This is a genomic window from Klenkia sesuvii, assembly GCF_037083825.1.
Classification (GTDB): Bacteria; Actinomycetota; Actinomycetes; order Mycobacteriales; family Geodermatophilaceae; genus Klenkia; species Klenkia sesuvii.
Map to the genome: position 1 here is coordinate 129,561 of NZ_JBAPLU010000006.1, position 16,176 is coordinate 145,736.

General features: G+C 74.1%; 16 protein-coding genes and 1 tRNA gene. 7 read left to right on the plus strand and 10 right to left on the minus strand.

The annotated features are described in order from the left end of the window. The first annotated feature begins 108 nt into the window (after window positions 1-108). Both TEK04_RS08015 and TEK04_RS08020 read left to right on the plus strand, forming a co-directional pair. Entirely contained in the window at window positions 109-1,053 is a 945-nt protein-coding gene (locus tag TEK04_RS08015; protein ID WP_336403800.1) for an NAD(P)H-binding protein, read from the plus strand. Beyond that, window positions 1,050-1,823 carry a CPBP family intramembrane glutamic endopeptidase gene (locus tag TEK04_RS08020; protein WP_336403801.1) on the plus strand — a complete coding sequence of 258 codons (774 nt, stop codon included), beginning with the start codon at window positions 1,050-1,052 and terminating at the stop codon, window positions 1,821-1,823. The genes TEK04_RS08015 and TEK04_RS08020 overlap by 4 nt, the downstream gene beginning before the upstream one ends. A 16-nt stretch (window positions 1,824-1,839) precedes the next feature. On the opposite strand, the gene crgA is transcribed toward TEK04_RS08020, so the two are convergent. Beyond that, the gene (gene crgA / locus TEK04_RS08025; RefSeq protein WP_336403802.1) at window positions 1,840-2,112 is read right to left on the minus strand and encodes a cell division protein CrgA; all 273 of its coding nucleotides are present in this window, start codon (window positions 2,110-2,112) and stop codon (window positions 1,840-1,842) included. A gap of 173 nt (window positions 2,113-2,285) precedes the next feature. Here crgA and TEK04_RS08030 point away from each other — a divergent pair, with 173 nt between their 5' ends. The 4 genes from TEK04_RS08030 to TEK04_RS08045 are packed head-to-tail and all read left to right on the plus strand — an operon-like array spanning window position 2,286 to window position 4,827. Further along, entirely contained in the window at window positions 2,286-3,023 is a 738-nt protein-coding gene (locus tag TEK04_RS08030; RefSeq protein ID WP_336403803.1) for a DUF881 domain-containing protein, read from the plus strand. 27 nt (window positions 3,024-3,050) lie between these two features. Then, a complete protein-coding gene (locus TEK04_RS08035; RefSeq protein ID WP_336403804.1) occupies window positions 3,051-4,001 on the plus strand; it encodes a class E sortase in 951 nt (316 codons plus the stop codon). Next, the gene (locus TEK04_RS08040) at window positions 4,001-4,159 is read left to right on the plus strand and encodes a hypothetical protein (protein WP_336403805.1); all 159 of its coding nucleotides are present in this window, start codon (window positions 4,001-4,003) and stop codon (window positions 4,157-4,159) included. Before TEK04_RS08035 ends, TEK04_RS08040 begins: the two co-directional genes overlap by 1 nt. Next, window positions 4,156-4,827: an aminodeoxychorismate/anthranilate synthase component II gene (locus TEK04_RS08045; RefSeq protein ID WP_336403806.1), complete on the plus strand. Its 672-nt coding sequence runs from the start codon at window positions 4,156-4,158 to the stop codon at window positions 4,825-4,827. Before TEK04_RS08040 ends, TEK04_RS08045 begins: the two co-directional genes overlap by 4 nt. 39 nt (window positions 4,828-4,866) lie before the next feature. Here the strand turns inward: TEK04_RS08045 and pknB are convergent, their stop codons facing one another. The 7 genes from pknB to TEK04_RS08080 all read right to left on the minus strand — a co-directional run bounded on the left by pknB (window position 4,867) and on the right by TEK04_RS08080 (window position 13,815). Beyond that, window positions 4,867-6,651, minus strand: coding sequence for a Stk1 family PASTA domain-containing Ser/Thr kinase (gene pknB, locus TEK04_RS08050; protein WP_336403807.1), 1,785 nt, complete (start codon window positions 6,649-6,651; stop codon window positions 4,867-4,869). 106 nt (window positions 6,652-6,757) lie between these two features. Then, complete coding sequence (locus TEK04_RS08055; RefSeq protein WP_336403808.1) at window positions 6,758-8,197, minus strand: serine/threonine-protein kinase; 1,440 nt, start codon at window positions 8,195-8,197, stop codon at window positions 6,758-6,760. After that, window positions 8,198-9,649, minus strand: coding sequence for a peptidoglycan D,D-transpeptidase FtsI family protein (locus TEK04_RS08060; RefSeq protein WP_336403809.1), 1,452 nt, complete (start codon window positions 9,647-9,649; stop codon window positions 8,198-8,200). It abuts the gene before it with no gap. Beyond that, window positions 9,646-11,094 (minus strand): FtsW/RodA/SpoVE family cell cycle protein, encoded by a 1,449-nt coding sequence (locus tag TEK04_RS08065; RefSeq protein WP_336403810.1) that lies wholly within the window; start codon window positions 11,092-11,094, stop codon window positions 9,646-9,648. Before TEK04_RS08065 ends, TEK04_RS08060 begins: the two co-directional genes overlap by 4 nt. Beyond that, window positions 11,094-12,506 (minus strand): PP2C family protein-serine/threonine phosphatase, encoded by a 1,413-nt coding sequence (locus tag TEK04_RS08070; protein ID WP_336403811.1) that lies wholly within the window; start codon window positions 12,504-12,506, stop codon window positions 11,094-11,096. The genes TEK04_RS08065 and TEK04_RS08070 overlap by 1 nt, the downstream gene beginning before the upstream one ends. Beyond that, a complete protein-coding gene (locus TEK04_RS08075) occupies window positions 12,503-12,964 on the minus strand; it encodes an FHA domain-containing protein FhaB/FipA (RefSeq protein ID WP_336403812.1) in 462 nt (153 codons plus the stop codon). The genes TEK04_RS08070 and TEK04_RS08075 overlap by 4 nt, the downstream gene beginning before the upstream one ends. Beyond that, on the minus strand, window positions 12,961-13,815 hold the full coding sequence (locus TEK04_RS08080; RefSeq protein ID WP_336403813.1) for an FHA domain-containing protein: 855 nt from the start codon (window positions 13,813-13,815) through the stop codon (window positions 12,961-12,963). Before TEK04_RS08080 ends, TEK04_RS08075 begins: the two co-directional genes overlap by 4 nt. Before the next feature lie 141 nt (window positions 13,816-13,956). Here TEK04_RS08080 and TEK04_RS08085 point away from each other — a divergent pair. After that, a tRNA-Leu gene (locus TEK04_RS08085) sits at window positions 13,957-14,039 on the plus strand. Window positions 14,040-14,102: 63 nt separating this feature from the next. On the opposite strand, the gene TEK04_RS08090 is transcribed toward TEK04_RS08085, so the two are convergent. Then, entirely contained in the window at window positions 14,103-14,765 is a 663-nt protein-coding gene (locus tag TEK04_RS08090) for a potassium channel family protein (protein ID WP_336403814.1), read from the minus strand. Beyond that, window positions 14,758-16,116 (minus strand): TrkH family potassium uptake protein, encoded by a 1,359-nt coding sequence (locus TEK04_RS08095; protein WP_336403815.1) that lies wholly within the window; start codon window positions 16,114-16,116, stop codon window positions 14,758-14,760. Before TEK04_RS08095 ends, TEK04_RS08090 begins: the two co-directional genes overlap by 8 nt. Window positions 16,117-16,176 lie beyond the last annotated feature (60 nt).

Consider the following 16,176-nt stretch of genomic DNA (forward strand, 5'->3'; position numbering starts at 1 on the left):
GCGACCCGCCGTTCCCGGTCGACATCTCGACCCGTGACCGGACCGGTTCGTCGCACTCGCGCTGCGGGGCGGCCGGGCAACCCCGAGGCTGGGCGGGTGCAGGTTCTGGTGACGGGAGCGTCGGGGTTCGTGGGTGGCCGGCTCGCGCCGGCCCTGGTCGAGGAGGGCCACCGAGTGCGGGCGATGACCCGCCGTCCGGACAGCTACCGCGGTGCCGGGGAACCTGTCGCCGGCGACGTGTCCGACGAGGGGTCGCTGCGCCGCGCCCTCGAGGGCTGCGAGGCCGCTTACTACCTGGTGCACTCCCTCGGCGACGCCTCCTTCGTGACCGAGGACGCCGCGGCGGCCCGTGCCTTCGGCCGCGCGGCGGCCGCTGCGGGCGTGCGCCGGATCGTCTACCTGGGCGGGCTGGGTGACGACGCCGACGACCTGTCCGACCACCTGCGCAGCCGCCGCGAGGTCGAGCGGCTGCTGGGCGAGGCCGGCGTCCCGGTGACCGTGCTGCGCGCGGGCATCGTGGTCGGCCACGGCGGGGTCTCCTGGGAGATGACCCGCCAGCTGGTCGCCCACCTGCCGGCGATGGTCACCCCGCGGTGGGTGCACACCCGCACCCAGCCGATCGCGGTCGACGACGTCGTCCGGTACCTCGTCGGCGTGCTGGAGGCGCCCGAGGCCGAGGGCCGGGTGTTCGAGGTGGGTGGGCCCGACGTCCTCGAGTACCTGGAGATGTTGACCCGGGTGGCCGAGATCCAGGGCCGGCACCTGTTCGTCCTCCCGGTGCCGCTGCTCAGCCCCCGGTTGTCCTCCCACTGGCTGTCCCTGGTCACCGACGTCGACCTGCAGACCGGCCGCAACCTGATCGACTCCATGAGCAACGAGGTGGTCGTGCGCGACGACGCGATCCGGCAGGTGGTCCCCTTCGAGCCGGTGGACTACGACACCGCGGTGCTTCAGGCCCTCGGCGAACGGGCCCGGGAGCGCCGGGCGGCGAAGCAGGGCGAGGGGGGCCGGCGCCGGCACCTCGGGCTGCTGGCCCGGGGGGCACGGGCATGACCGGCGCCTCGCGGCTGGACCGGCTGCGCGACCGGCTGGTCGCTGCGGCCCCGGCCTGGTTGGTCGACCCGGTGCCGCGCGACCACCGGGAGACCGACCGGGCCTTCCGGCGCCGGCGCCGGGTCACCGCGGCCGTGGCCGTGACCGGCGCCGGGCTGCTCGGTGTGTCGCTGTCGCAGAAGCCGGACTCGCGGGAGTTCTACGCGCTCACCATGGCCGTGGCGGGCACCTGGGTCGCCGGCGGGGTGGCCTCGGGGCCGCTGCACCGTGGCTGGATGCGCTCCCCGCGCGAGACGCTGCACCGCCCGGTGGTGACCCCGGTGGTCACCGGCGCCGGGGTGTTCGGGCTGTTCTACGGCGCGGCCCTGGTGGCCAAGCGGATCCCGCTGCTCAACGCCGCGGTCACCCGGGTGCTGCGGTACGCCCACCAGGGCAACCCGGCCCTGGTGACCATGACGACGCTGACCAACGGGGTGGCCGAGGAGGTCTTCTTCCGGGGGGCGCTCTACGCCGCGGCCGGCACCGACAACCCGGTGCTGAAGTCCACCGCCGTCTACGGGCTGGCCACGACCTCGACCCGCAACCCGGCCCTGGTGCTCGCCTCGGTGGCCATGGGCCTGCTGTTCGGCTGGCAGCGCAAGGTCACCGGCGGGATCCAGGCCCCGGTGCTGACCCACCTCACCTGGTCGGCGCTCATGCTGCGGTACCTGCCGCCGCTGTTCGCCGACCAGCCCGCGATCGAGGACCGGCGCGCCCCGCAGGAGGGCTGAGCCGGTCCGCCGGCGCTCAGCGCCAGCGCATGCTCATGACCAGCCCGGCCACCATGGCCCCGAAGCCGATGGCGAAGTTCCAGGCCGACAGGGACACCATGAACGGGATCTGGTCCCCGGCGACGTAGTACACGACGATCCAGACCAGGCCGAGCAGCATCAGGCCGATCATCACGGGGGCGTACCAGCGGGGGCTGGGTGCTGCGGCCCGGGCCCGGCTCGCGCTGGAGGGGAGCACGCCCTCCGGCGGGGTGTACACCGACTTCTTGCGCACCTTGCTCTTGGGCACCGCGACGACTCCTCGGACCGGTTCGTGCGGCCCGACCTGCTGCCGGACCTGCGAGGACCGGCCGCCAGCGTGGGCTGGGACCGGTCCGGACCGCCCCCAGCCTAAGCTGAGTGCGGTGGCCGGGCGGTCGACCTGCCGCACCGTGCGCTCCCGAACCCCCCGGAGGTGGTCCCGTGCGCCGACGCCGACCCTCCGTGTGGGGGGCCCTGGTCCCCGTCGTGGCGCTCGTCGCCGGGCTGCTCTTCGCGACGTCGGGGCAGACCGCCCGCGGCACAGACCTGCGGGCCGGGGACACCACCCAGCTGTCCGAGCTCGTCCGCCAGCTCGACGCGGCCAACGAGACCGCCAGCAGCCAGCTCACCTCCCTGCAGGACCGGGTGCAGGCCCTCACCGAGGCCGAGGCCGGCCGCAACGGCGAGGTGGCCGCGGCCACCGCTGCCGGCGCCGCGGAGGAGACCTCGGCCGGGTTCACCGCGCTGCGCGGCGCCGGGGTGGAGATCACCCTCGACGACGCCCCCCAGAACGCCAACGGCACCCTGCCGCGGGGTGCCTCGCCCGACTCGTTGGTCATCCACCAGTCCGACGTGCAGGGCGTGGTGAACGCGCTGTGGGCGGCGGGGGCCGACGGGGTCACGATCATGGGCCAGCGGCTGGTGGCCACCAGCGCGGTGCGCTGCGTCGGCAACGTGCTGCTGCTGCAGGGCCGCACGTACTCCCCGCCGTTCGTCATCACGGCCGTGGGCGACGCCGACACCATGCGCGACCGGCTCGGCCAGTCCTACGAGGTGGCCCTGCTCCAGCAGGCGGTCGACCGCTTCGGCCTCACCTACCGGGTGCAGGACCGCTCGGAGGTCTCGTTGCCCGCCTACGATGGCCCGCTGGACCTGCAGTACGCCTCGGCCGCCGGCTGAGCGCGGCACTCGGGCAGGGGAGGAACCATGGACGACGCGGGGACCGGCGGCCGACGCCGCGGCCGGCACGCGCCCGAGGAGCCGGCTGCCGCCGAGCTCCCGCCCCCGGACGGCGACGCCACCGTGTGGACCGACCGGGTGCCCGCGGTGCCCCCCCTCGACGGCACGGCGGACGGCACGACGTACGACACGACGGACGACGCTGCGGCCGGTACGGCGGACGACGACGAGCCGGCGGCGCGGCCCGCGCGCACCCGGGGCGACCTCGTGCGCACCGGCATCCGCGGGGTGGGCCAGCTGCTGGTCACCGCCGGCCTCGTGGTGCTGCTGTTCGTCGTCTACGAGGTCTGGGTGACCGACCTGACCAGCGACCGCAAGCAGGACGCGCTGTCCTCGGAGCTGCGCGAGGACTGGGCGGGCGGGGACCCCACCGTGCCGACCCTGCCCGGCGGCGGCCTCTCCGAGGTGCCCTTGGGCGAGGGGTTCGCCTTCATCCGCATCCCCCGCTTCGGTGCGGACTACGTCAAGGTCGTCCTGGAGGGCACCGACGAGGACGAGCTGGTCGAGGGCCCGGGCCACTACGTGGACTCGGCCATGCCGGGCGAGCAGGGCAACTTCGCCCTCGCCGGGCACCGCGTGGGCAAGGGGTCGCCGTTCCTCGACCTCGACCAGCTGCGGGCCGGCGACCCGATCGTGATCGAGACCGAGACCGACTGGTACGTCTACCGGGTCCTCGGCGGCGACGACCCCAACGGCATCCCCGGTCAGCAGATCGTGCTCCCCACCGACGTGTCGGTCATCGCCCCCACCCCGAACGGGCCCCTCGACGGGCCGGCGTCGGGGGCCTACCTGACCCTGACCACCTGTCACCCGAAGTTCTCCGCCCGCGAGCGGCTGATCGTGCACGCGGTGCTCGACGGCGACCCCGTCCCGAAGGCGGACGCCCCGCAGGGCCCGCCGGCGCTGAGCGAGGGCTGATGTACACCTGGATCTGGCGGCACCTCCCCGGCGGGACGGCGGTGAAGGCGGTGCAGGCGCTCGTGCTCGTGCTCGCGGTGTGCGCGCTGCTGCTGTTCGTCGTCTTCCCGTGGGTCGAGCCGAAGCTGCCCTTCAACGACGTGACGGTGGACCGGTGAGCGAGCGGGCAGCAGGACCGGCGGCCCGCGTGCTCGTCGTCGACAACTTCGACAGCTTCGTCTACAACCTGGTCCAGTACCTCGGTCAGCTCGGCGTCCCCAGCGTGGTGCGCCGCAACGACGCGGTGGCGGTCGATGAGCTCGGCGACCTCGAGGTGGCCGGGGTGCTGCTGTCCCCGGGGCCGGGGACGCCGACCGACGCCGGGGTGACCGTGCCGATGGTGCGGGCCGCCGCGGAGGCCGGTGTGCCGGTCCTGGGCGTCTGCCTGGGTCACCAGGCCATCGCGGAGGCCTTCGGCGGTGACGTCGTGCGGGCCCCCGAGCTGCTGCACGGCAAGACCAGCGAGGTGGTGCACGACGGCGTGGGCGTGCTGGCTGGCCTGCCCTCGCCGTTCACCGCCACGCGCTACCACTCGCTGGCGGTGGAGTCGGCGACGGTCCCCGCCGAGCTGGAGGTCACGGGGCGCACCCCGTCGGGCATCGTCATGGCGCTGCGGCACCGCGAGCTGCCGATCGAGGGCGTCCAGTTCCACCCCGAGTCGGTGCTGACCGAGGGCGGCCACCAGATGCTGGCGAACTGGCTCACCCAGTGCGGCGTCCAGGTCGACCAGGAACTCGTCGAGCAGGCATCGGCAGCCGCGACGAGGCTGCTGACCGCGGTGTCCTGAGGAGCGGGGGCCCGGAGGGTCCCCCGACGAAGGACCCGCTCAGTTGTTGGGGGCGGTCGGGATCGGGATGCCGGTGCCGGTGGGGGGCGCGGTGGTCGTGGGCGGTGCGCTGGTGGTCGTCGGCGCCGTGGTGGGCACCGGCACCGCGATCAGCACCCGGATCTCGTCGGTCGCGGTCGCCTGCTGACCGGCCTCGGGATCGGTGCCGATCGCCTGTCCCTGGGGGACCTCGTTGCTCTCGGCGTTCTGCTGGGTGATGTTGGTGAACCCGGCCTGCTGCAGGGTGGCGCGCGCCTGCTCGAAGGTCTGCCCGCGCACGTCGGGGACCTGCGCGCTGCCCGTGGAGACGCTCAGCGTGATCGTGGTCGTCGCCGGGTCGGCCTGGGAACCCTGGCCCGGGTCGACGGCGACGACCTCACCGGCCGTGGCCGTGGAGGCCACCTGCCGGCTGTTCACCCGGTCGAAGCCCTGGTTCTCGAGGTTGGCCCGTGCCTCGTCCTCGGTGAGCCCGATGACGTTGGGGATGGCGACGGTGTCGGGGCCGGCGCTGACCACCAGGTTGACCGCGGTGCCCTCGTCGACGGTCTGCCCGGCCGCGGGGTCGGTGCTGATGACCGAACCCTGGGCGACCGTGCTGCTGGCCTCGGTGGTCACCTCGCCGACCTCGAGCCCCTGCTGGCCGAGCGCGGCCTCGGCCGCGGCCTGGGTCTGCTCGACCAGGTTCGGCACCTGGACGCTGGCGACCGTGGGCTCGACGGGGGTGTCCTCGCCGTCGCCGCTGTTGAGCCCGACGAGCAGCGCCACGAGGCCGGCGAGCACCAGCACGCCGGCCACGGCCAGCGCGACGAGCCCGCGCTTGCGGCGTCGGGCGGCGGCCTCGTCCTCGGCGTCCCAGTGGTCGTCCTGGCCGGGGTAGCCGGCGCCGGCGGCCCCGAGGTAGGAGGTGCGCTCGGCGTCACCCATGACCGGGGTGGCCTCGACCCGCTGGCCGGCGACGGCGCGCAGCAGGTCGCTGCGCATCTCGGCGGCCGACTGGTAGCGGTTGGCCGGGTTCTTGCTCATCGCCTTGAGCAGGACGGCGTCGAGCTCGGCCGGCACCGCCGGGTTGATCGACGACGGCGTGCGGGGGTCCTCGCGCACGTGCTGGTAGGCCACCGCGACGGGGGAGTCACCGGTGAACGGGGGCGCACCGGTGACCAGCTCGTAGAGCAGGCAGCCCGCGGAGTACACGTCGGAGCGGGCGTCGACGCCCTCGCCGCGCGCCTGCTCGGGTGACAGGTACTGGGCCGTGCCGATGACGGCGGCGGTGGAGGTCATGGTGGCCGCGGAGTCCGACACCGCGCGGGCGATGCCGAAGTCCATCACCTTGACCGTGCCCTGCGGCGTGATCATGACGTTGCCGGGCTTGACGTCGCGGTGGACGATGCCGTTGCGGTGGCTGAAGTCCAGCGCGGCGCAGATGTCGGCGGTGAGCGACATGGCGCGCTCGGGGTCGAGCCGGTCCTCGCGGCGCAGCACGTCGCGCAGCGTCTCGCCCTCGACGTACTCCATGACGATGTAGGGCGTGGCGCCGGTCGTCGTGCGGTCCTCACCGGTGTCGTAGACCGCGACGATGGCCGGGTGGTTCAGGGACGCGGCGGCCTGGGCCTCGCGGCGGAAGCGCACCTGGAAGGAGGGGTCGCGGGCCAGGTCGGACCGCAGCACCTTGACGGCGACCTCGCGGCCGAGCCGGAGGTCACGCCCGCGGTGCACCTCGGCCATGCCGCCGCGGCCGAGGACGCCACCGATCTCGTAGCGCTCACCGAGAACCTGCGGGGTGGTCATCGACGGTCCTCTCGGGCGGCGGCCGGGTTCTCCGGGCCATCGGGCAGCGTAGGCGATCCGGGTGACCGGGTCGGGTTGCCGCGGGTCGCGTCGTGCGAGGACCCGGTCACGTCGTGGCCCCCGCGTCGGGCTGGCCGGGGGCGACGGTCGTCTCCGAGGGTGTGGTCGTGGCCGGGGTGGTCGTGGTCGCCGGCGGTGTCGTGGTGGGGGGTGCGGGCGTGGTCGTGCGGGTCGTGGTCGTCGCGGTGGGGACCGGCACCTGGGAGGTCTCCTGACCTGGCTCCTCCGTCGGCTCCTCGCCACCACCGTCGGTGGTCTCCTCCGCCGAGCTCCCCGGCGCCGAGGTGGTCGGCGCGGTGCTGGTGGCGGGCGCGGAGGTGGTCGTCGCCGGGGGTGTGGTCGTCGTCCCCGGGGACCGGTCCTGGTCGCCGTCGTCGCCGAGCAGGGAGAAGGCCAGCACGGCGCCCAGGACGAGCAGCAGGACGGCAGCCGCGGCCACCCACGGCCACGGGGACCGCCGGCGGCGGCCCTCGTCGTCGTCCCAGCGATCGACGTCGTCGTCGACCGGGGGACCCTGCAGCGGGGGCATCGTGCGGGGCGCCGTCGAGGGACCCCCGGCCGTGGCCGGGCCGGCGGCGGCGCCGATGACCTGGGTGCCGTCCCCGCCGACCGCGGGGATGAACGCGGTCGCGGCCGCGGTGTCGGGTCCCGGTCCACCGGCGGCCACCCGGCGGGCGGCGTCGGCGAGGGCCCCGCCGTCGGCGAACCGGGCCGCCGGGTCCTTGGCCAGCGCCCTCTCCACCAGCGCGCGCACCGGCGCGGGCACGGTGGGCGGCAGCGGGGGCGGCGGGCGGTTGATCTGGGCCAGGGCGATGGCGACCTGCGACTCGCCGTCGAAGGGTCGGTTCCCGGCCAGGCACTCGTAGCCCAGGATGCCGAGGGAGTAGACGTCGGAGGCGGCGGTGACCTGGAATCCCTGCGCCTGCTCGGGGGAGAGGTACTGCGCGGTGCCCACGACCATGCCGGTGCGGGTGAGCGGGGCGGCGTCGCGGGCCCAGGCGATGCCGAAGTCGGTCAGCTTGACCACGCCGTCGGGCCGGACCATGAGGTTGCCGGGCTTGATGTCGCGGTGCACCACCCCGGCCCGGTGCGCGGCCGACAGCCCGTCGCCGGCCTGGGCGAGGACGTCGAGGGTGCGCTCGGGCGACAGGGTGGTCTCCCGGTCGAGGATGGCCACCAGCGGCTCGCCCTCGACGTACTCCATGACCAGGAAGGCCAGCGGCCGGCCGTCGTCGTCGCTGATCTCGCCGTAGTCGTAGACCGAGGCGATGTTCTGGTGGGCCAGCCCGGCGGTGTGCCGGGCCTCGTTGCGGAAGCGCTCCAGGAAGTTGCGGTCGCCGGTGTACTCGCTCTTGAGCACCTTCGCCGCGACCGTGCGGCCCAGCGTGCGGTCGGTGGCCCGCCACACCTCACCCATGCCGCCAGTGGCGATGGGTGCGGTGATCTCGTAGCGCCCGGCCAGGACGCTGCCCACGTGCAGCGACATCTACCCGCCCCCGCCAGCGGCGAGGTAGGCCGACATGATCTGCTGCGCCACCGGCGCAGACAGGTCACCACCGGTCCCCTGCCCACCCTGGATGAAGACGGCGACCGCGATCCGGGGGTCGCCGTCGGGCCCGGCGAACCCGACGAACCACTGGTTGTCGTCGGCGTCGGCCGTGGTCTGCGCGGTACCGGTCTTGCCGCCGACGGTGTACCCGTCGATCTGCGCGCGTCGGCCCGAGCCGTTCTGGACGACGCTGACCATCATCTCCTGCAGCTGCTCGGCGACGCCGGCCGAGACCGGCTGGCCGCGCACCTCGGGCCTGGTCTGGTCCACGACGCTGAGGTCGGGGGCCTGCAGCTGGTCGACCAGGTAGGGGGTCATCAGCTCGCCGTCGTTGGCGATGGCGGACGCGATCATCGCCCCCTGCAGGGGGGTGATCTGCACGTTCTGCTGACCGATGGAGGCCACCGCCAGCTGCGCGTCGCCGTCGATGTCCCCCACCGTGCTCTCCACGACGCCCAGCGGCATCTCGAACCCGCCCTGGTCGATGCCGAAGGCCTCGGCGGCCGCCCGCACCCGGTCCTCGCCGAGCTCCACACCCAGCTGGGCGAAGGCGGTGTTGCACGAGATGGTCAGGGCCTGGATCAGGGCCTGCTCACCGCTGGGGTCGCAGACCTCGCGGTTGAAGTTCGGCAGGTCGGTCGTGGTGCCGGGCAGTCGGTAGAACTGGGGGGCCGGGACGACGGTGTCGGCGGTGTAGCCGTCCTCCAGGGCCGCAGCGGCGGTGATGAGCTTGAACACCGAGCCGGGGGAGTGCCGCTCGGCGATGGTCTGGTTGACCCGCGGGTCGGGGTCCTGGGCGGCCAGCTGCTCGGCGTAGGCGCGGATGGCGTCGGGGTCGTGGCTGGAGAGCTGGTTGGGGTCGTACCCGGGGCTGCTGACCATGGCCAGCACGGCGCCGGTCGCGGGGTCAAGGGCGACCGCGGCGCCCTCGACGCCGTCCAGGGCGTCGTAGGCGGCCTGCTGGGCGGCCGGGTCGAGGGTCAGCTCGACGTTGCCACCCGAGGGGTCGCGGCCGGTGAGCAGATCGGCGATGCGGCGGAAGGCCAGCCGGTCGTCGGAGCCGGCGAGGATCTCGTTCTCGGTCTGCTCGATGCCGGTGTTGCCGTAGACCAACGAGTAGTAGCCGGTGACCGTCGAGTACAGCTCGCCCTGGGGGTACTGGCGCAGGTAGGTCAACGCGTCGTCGGTGCGCACGGACTGCGCGACCGGGTTGCCGGCGACGACGATCTGCCCGCGTTCCCGGTCGTACGCCTCGGCCAGGATGCGGGTGTTGTACTGGCTGGACCGCAGCTCCGAGGAGCGCACCACCTGGATGTAGTTGGCGTTGAGGATCAGCAGCGTGAACAGCACCATCACGCTGATGGAGACCTTGCGCAGCGGCGAGTTCACGGCTTGACCACCTCGGTCAGCGCCTCGCCCAGCTTCGGGGCCAGGGGCGCCGGCGGGGCAGCCGGGCGGCGGGCGGCGTCGCTGATCCGCACCAGCAGGGCGACCAGGCCGAAGTTGGCCACCAGCGACGACCCGCCGTAGGCGACGAACGGGGTGGTCAGGCCGGTCAGCGGCAGCAGCCCGGTGACGCCGCCGAGGACGACGAAGACCTGCCAGGCCACCCCGAAGGCCAGGCCGGCGGCGAGCAGCTTGCCGAAGCCGTCGCGGACCACCAGGGAGGTGCGCAGTCCGCGCTCGACCAGCACCAGGTACAGGACGACGACGGCGACCAGGCCGAACAGGCCCAGCTCCTCGCCGATCGCCGCGGCGATGAAGTCGCTCTTGGCCACCGGCACCTGGTCGGGCCGCCCGCCACCGAGCCCCGCGCCGAACAGGCCGCCGGTGCCCAGGCCGAACAGCGACTGGACGACCTGGTAGCCGCCACCGTCGGGGTAGTAGGCGAACGGGTCGAGCCAGGTGTCGACGCGCACGCGCACGTGGCCGAACAGCTGGTAGGCCACGGTGCCGCCGACGGCGAACAGCAGCACGCCGATGAGCAGCCAGGAGGCCCGCTCGGTGGCGATGTAGAGCATCACCACGAAGATCCCGAACAGCAGCAGCGAGCTGCCCAGGTCGCGCTCGAACACCAGCACGAGGATCGACACGGCCCAGGCGACCAGGACCGGCCCGAGGTCGCGGGCGCGGGGCACCTCGAGGCCGAGCACCCGGCGGCTGGCCAGGGCGAGCACGTCGCGCTTGTCGACCAGGTAGGCGGCGAAGAAGACGATCAGGCAGATCTTGGCGAACTCACCGGGCTGGATGGAGAAGCCGGCGACCCGGATCCAGATCTTGGCGCCGTTGACCTCCGACAGCGACGCGGGCAGCACCGCCGGGACGGCCAGCAGCACCAGGCCGACGAGGCCGATCGTGTACGCGAGCCGGGACAGCGCCCGGTGGTCGCGCACGACCAGCAGGACGGCGACGAACAGCACCAGGCCGACGGTGGCCCACAGCAGCTGGGTGGGGGCGTCCTCCCGGGCGGACACCGACTCCCCGAGGGCGTTGGCGGCGATGTCGAGCCGGTGGATCATCGACAGGCCCAGTCCGGTGAGCACCGCGACGCAGGGCAGCAGCAGCGGGTCGGCGTAGGGCGCGAAGCGTCGGACGACCAGGTGCGCGACCACCCACAGCCCGGTGAACCACAGCCCGAACGTGGCGATCTCGGGGCTGGGCGCGCCGGTGACGGTGATGTCGACGATGGTCTGCGCGGCGAGGGTGATGACCACCGCGAAGGCGAGCATCAGCAGCTCGGTGCCCCGGCGCTTGGGTGGGGTGGTGACGCCGGGGACGGCCTGCTTGGGGTCGGTGCCGGGGTTGCCGGCCGGGCCGGCGGCGGGGGCGGCCATCAGTCCGCCTCCCGGCAGTCCACTCCCGGCTCCTGCGTCCGGGCCGACGTCGACGGCTGCGTGCTGGTGGTCGGCGGGGCGGTCGTGGTGGGCACCGGGAGGCCGGTCGCGCCCGGGTCCAGGGTGGGCGCCGCCGTGCCGCTGGGGCTGGTGGGTGCGGTGCTCGGGGCGGTCGTGGTGGGGGAGGCGCTGGTGGTGCTGGGGGCCGCGGTGCGGCACAGCGGCAGCCGCAGCTCGAGGAGGTTGTCCAGGATGCGGTCGGCGTCGGCCCGGTCGTCGGCCTCGATGCCGGACTCGACGCGGCTGCGGGCGGACTGCGTGAGGTCGGCGAGCGCGAGGTCGGTGGTGGTGTCCAGGCGGTAGAGGTCGACGCCGGCGAGGGAGGCGTTGACGCCGCGGTAGACCGCGACGTCGCCACCGTCGACCGAGCGGACGAACCAGTGGTTGCCGACGAAGGCGTAGAAGCCGACGGCCGCGGCGGCCAGCACGACCACCACGCCCAGCGCGAGCAGGGCGGTGCGCAGCGGCCGGCGCCGCTTCACCGGCGGGCTGGCGGTGGCGGTGGCGACCGGTGGGGGGGCCGGGCGGGGGTCGGCGAGGGCGGCCCGGCCGGCGGCGGAGCGGGGGTCCACCTCGCGCTGGCCGCGGTTGTCACCGGCGGCGCCGTCGACCACCGGGTCGATGCGGGAGCTGCCGTCGTCGTCGACCACGTCGGCGACGATGCAGGTGATGTTGTCCGGGCCGCCGCTGCGCAGGGCCAGCTCGATCAGCCGGTCGGCGGTGGCCTGCGGGTCGGGGTCGCGCAGCGCCTCGGCCATCGTCTCGTGGCTCACCACGCCGGACAGGCCGTCGGAGCACAGCAGGTAGCGGTCGCCCGCGCGGGCCTCGCGCATCGAGAGGTCGGGGTCGACGTCCTGGCCGTTGAGCGCGCGCAGCAGCAGCGAGCGCTGCGGGTGGCTGTTCGCCTCGTCCTCGGTGATGCGGCCGTCGTCGATGAGGGTCTGCACGAAGGTGTCGTCGTGGGTGATCTGCGACAGCTGGCCATCGCGCACCAGGTAGGCCCGGGAGTCGCCCACGTGGCACAGCGCCAGCCGGCCGCCGGCGAACAGCACGGCGGTGAGCGTGGTGCCCATGCCCTCGAGCTCGGGCGACTCGCGGATGACCTCGCGCAGGTGCTCGCTGCCGTCGAACACGGCGTTGCGCAGCGAGGCCAGCATGTCGCCGGTGGGTGCGTCGTCGTCCAGGTGCTCCAGCGCGGCGATGACCACCTTGCTGGCCACGTCGCCGGCCGCGTGGCCGCCCATGCCGTCGGCGACGGCCAGCAGGCGCGGACCGGCGTACACCGAGTCCTGGTTGCTGCCGCGGATCAGGCCGCGGTCGGAGCGGGCGGCGTAGCGCAGCACCAACGTCATGAGCGCAGCTCCAGCACGGTCTGTCCGATCCGGATCGGTTGGCCCGGCGCGACCAGCAGCGGACCCTGCACGCGCTGCTGGTCCAGGTAGGTGCCGTTGGTCGAGCCGAGGTCCTCGACGTACCAGGCGCCGCCGCGGTTGGTGAGCCGGGCGTGGCGCGAGCTGGCGAAGTCGTCGGTGAGGACGAGGGTGGAGTCGTCGGCGCGGCCGATGAGGATGGCCTGCTCACCGAGGGTGATCTTGGTGCCGGAGAGCGGCCCGGCGGTGACGAAGAGGTTCTTCGGGCCGCGGTTGCCCTTCTTCTTGCCCGCCTGGGCGCGCGGGGGCACCGAGGACACCCGGCCGGTGCGCCCGCCGAGCAGGTCGGCGCGCACGACCCGGAAGGCGGCGAAGACGAACAGCCAGAGCAGCAGCAGGAACCCGAAGCGGAAGGCCTGCAGCACGATCTCGGCGGTCATGCGCCGTCCTGCCGGTAGACCAGCACCGAGTGGCCGATGCGGATGACGTCGCCGTCGGACAGCGGCTGCCGGCCGACGCGGCGGCCGTTGACCAGGGTGCCGTTGGTCGAGCCGAGGTCGTGGACGGCGGCCGTGGGGCCCTCGAGGACGACGTCGACGTGCTTGCGGCTGACCCCGGTGTCGGGCAGCCGGATGTCGGCCTCGGTGCCCCGGCCGATCACGTTGCTGCCGGCGGAGAGCACGTGCCGGGTGCCCGGGCCGTCCACGACGAGCACGTGGGTGACCCCGGGCCGCTGCCCCGAGCGGCCGACGACCGCGGGGCCGGCCGGCTCGCGACCCCGCAGCGGGGGCAGGGGCGGCAGCGGCGGGCGGGCCCCGGCCGGGGGCACTGGCGGCGGGCCGGCGTTCGGCGGTCCCGGGACGGGACCGCCCCAGTCGTCGGCGAGGTCGGTGGCGAAGCGCGGGGCGCGGCCGGCGCGGGGGTCGGCGACGTGCGAGGCGACCTCGAAGACCCCGGTGTGCAGCTCGTCGTCGCGCTCGAGGCGGACCTGGATGTCGCCGAAGGTCTGGAAGCCCTCGTCCTCCACGTGCTCGGCGACCATGTCGGCGAGCTCGGCGGCCAGCTGCTCGGACCACTCGGCGAGGTTGTCGTAGTCGGCCGGCCCCAGGCGCACGTCGTAGACGTTGGGCACCAGCACCCGCCCCTCGCCCATCACCTTGCGCTGCTCGGTGGCCTCGCGCTGGAGGGCCTTGGCGATCTCGGCCGGGTGCACCTTGCCCTTGAAGATGCGCGCGAAAGCGAGCCCGACCATGCCCTCCAGGCGCCGCTCGAAGCGCTGCAGCACGCCCACAGTCGCTCCCTACGCTCGGCTGACCTCCTACTGACTCCGTCGGCGATCGTAACCGGGACGGGCCCCGTGGTCCGGCCGACGAGCGCGCGACGCCCCGGGGAGATGTCGCTCGGAGGGGGCTGCTAGTGTTCTCCTCCGCCAGGGCAAGTGGCGGAATGGCAGACGCGCACGGTTCAGGTCCGTGTGTCCGAGAGGACGTGGGGGTTCAACTCCCCCCTTGCCCACAATGCAGACGAGAGGCCCCACCCGCTCCGGGTGGGGCCTCTCGTCGTCGATGGGGCCGCTCGTCAGGGCAGGTCGAGGAACCTCTCCACGTCGGCGGGGCGCCCGGCGACCACCACGACGCTGCCGTAGCTGAGCACGGTGTCGCGGTCGGCGTGGGTGAAGGAGGGCTGGTTCTCCGGGCGCACCGACACCACCGTGACCCGGTGCCGCCGGCGTAGCCCCGTCTCGCCCAGCGGCACGCCGACGATCTCCCGCGGCGGCCGGGCCTTGGCCACGACCCAGCCGGGGTCGAGCTCCACCCAGTCCAGCACCCGGCCCGAGACCAGGTGCGCGATCCGCTCGCCCATGTCCCGCTCGGGGAACACCACGTGGTGGGCGCCCACGCGCTCGAGGATGGTGGCCTGCTGCCGGGTGGTCGCCTTGGCCCAGATGGTGGGGACGCCGAGCTCGGACAGCAGGGCGGTGGTCAGGATGCTGGCCTCCAGCGAGCTGCCGATGGCCACCACCACCCGCGGGACGTCGGCGATGCCGATCTCGGCGAGCGCGTCGGGGTCGGTGGAGTCGGCGACCACGACCTGGTCGAGCCGGCCCGACAGCTTCTGCACGACGTCGGCGCGGTGGTCGACGGCGAGCACCTCGGTGCCCGTGGCGACCAGCTCGAGCGCCAGCGCGGTACCGAAGCGGCCCAGCCCGATGACGGCGACGGGGTCCTTGTGGTCAGCCAACGATGATCCTCTCCTCGGGCAGCCGGCGTCGGCGGGCGCGCTCGCGCAGGGCGAGCCCCGTCGCCAGGGTGAGCGGTCCGATCCGGCCCACGAACATCAGCACGACGAGCACCACCTGGGCGGCCGGGGGGAGCCCGGCGGTCACCCCGGTCGACAACCCCACGGTGGCGAAGGCGGAGACCACCTCGAACAGCACCTGGTCGAAGCCCAGGTCGGTCAGCGCCTCGACCACGAAGGTGCCGACCGCCACCAGCCCGAGGCCGAGCAGGGCCACCGCCAGCGCCTGCCGCTGGTTGGCGGCGGGCACCCTGCGGCGACCGACCTCGACGTCGGGGTCCCCGCGCAGCTCGGCCCACAGCACGTAGGCCAGCACGCCGAAGGTGGTCACCTTGATGCCGCCCGCGGTGCCGGCCGACCCACCGCCGATGAACATCAGCGCATCGGTGAGCAGCAGCGTCTCGGGTTGGTAGGCGGCGATGTCGAGGTTGTTGAACCCGGCGGTGCGGGGCATGACGGCGGCGACGAACGCGGCCAGCACCTTCGTCCCGCCGCCCAGCGGGCCGAGGGTCCCGGGGTTGCGGGCCTCGACGGCCAGGAACACCACCGTGCCGAACAGCAGCAGGGTGCCCGACCAGACCACGGTGATGCGGGTGAGCACCGACCACGACCGGGGGGTCCGCCACTCCCGGGCGAGCTCGAAGACCACCGGGAACCCCAGCCCGCCGACGACCACGGCCAGGCAGATGGTGAGGCTGACCACCGGGTCGTCGACGTAGCCCACCAGGCTGTCGGCCCGCAGCCCGAAACCGGCGTTGTTGAACGCCGACACCGCGTGGAAGACCCCGCTCCACACCGCCGCCGGCACGGCCTCGCCGTACCCCAGGGCGAAGCGCAGGGCCAGGACCACCGCGACCACCGTCTCGGCGGACAGCACGAAGACGACGACCCGGCGCACCACCGGCCGCAGGTCCGCCGCCGTCAGCGCCTTGGTCTCCACCTGGGCGACCAGCCGGGCCCGCAGCCCCAGCCGGCGGGAGACCAGCAGCGCCAGCAGCGTGGCCAGCGTGGCGATGCCCAGTCCGCCGGCCTGGATGAGCAGCAGCAGCACGGTCTGGCCGAACCCTGACCAGTAGGTGCCGGTGTCCACGGTGACCAGACCGGTGACGCAGACGGCCGACGTCGCGTGGAACAGCGCGGTGAGCAGGTCGGCCCGGCCGGGTCCCGCGGTGGCGACGGGCAGGCTCAGCAGGGCGGTCCCCACCGCGACCGCCGCGGCGAAGGCCGAGGCGATCACCCGGGCCGGGCTGCGCAGGGGACGGGCCGGACGGCGCCGGCCGCGGGCCGGGCTCACCGCCGGGGGACCCGTCCGACGACCACGGTCGAACGGTGCCACACCGGGTGGCTGCCGTGG

Bases quoted from the DNA above. Each gene is read 5' to 3' on its own strand.
- TEK04_RS08055 (WP_336403808.1), bottom strand. From the start codon at position 8,197: ATGTCGCTGCACGTGGGCAGCGTCCTGGCCGGGCGCTACGAGATCACC.
- TEK04_RS08040 (WP_336403805.1), top strand. From the start codon at position 4,001: ATGTACACCTGGATCTGGCGGCACCTCCCCGGCGGGACGGCGGTGAAG.
- TEK04_RS08035 (WP_336403804.1), top strand. From the start codon at position 3,051: ATGGACGACGCGGGGACCGGCGGCCGACGCCGCGGCCGGCACGCGCCC.
- pknB (WP_336403807.1), bottom strand. From the start codon at position 6,651: ATGACCACCCCGCAGGTTCTCGGTGAGCGCTACGAGATCGGTGGCGTC.
- TEK04_RS08075 (WP_336403812.1), bottom strand. From the start codon at position 12,964: ATGACCGCCGAGATCGTGCTGCAGGCCTTCCGCTTCGGGTTCCTGCTG.
- TEK04_RS08065 (WP_336403810.1), bottom strand. From the start codon at position 11,094: ATGGCCGCCCCCGCCGCCGGCCCGGCCGGCAACCCCGGCACCGACCCC.
- TEK04_RS08020 (WP_336403801.1), top strand. From the start codon at position 1,050: ATGACCGGCGCCTCGCGGCTGGACCGGCTGCGCGACCGGCTGGTCGCT.
- TEK04_RS08070 (WP_336403811.1), bottom strand. From the start codon at position 12,506: ATGACGTTGGTGCTGCGCTACGCCGCCCGCTCCGACCGCGGCCTGATC.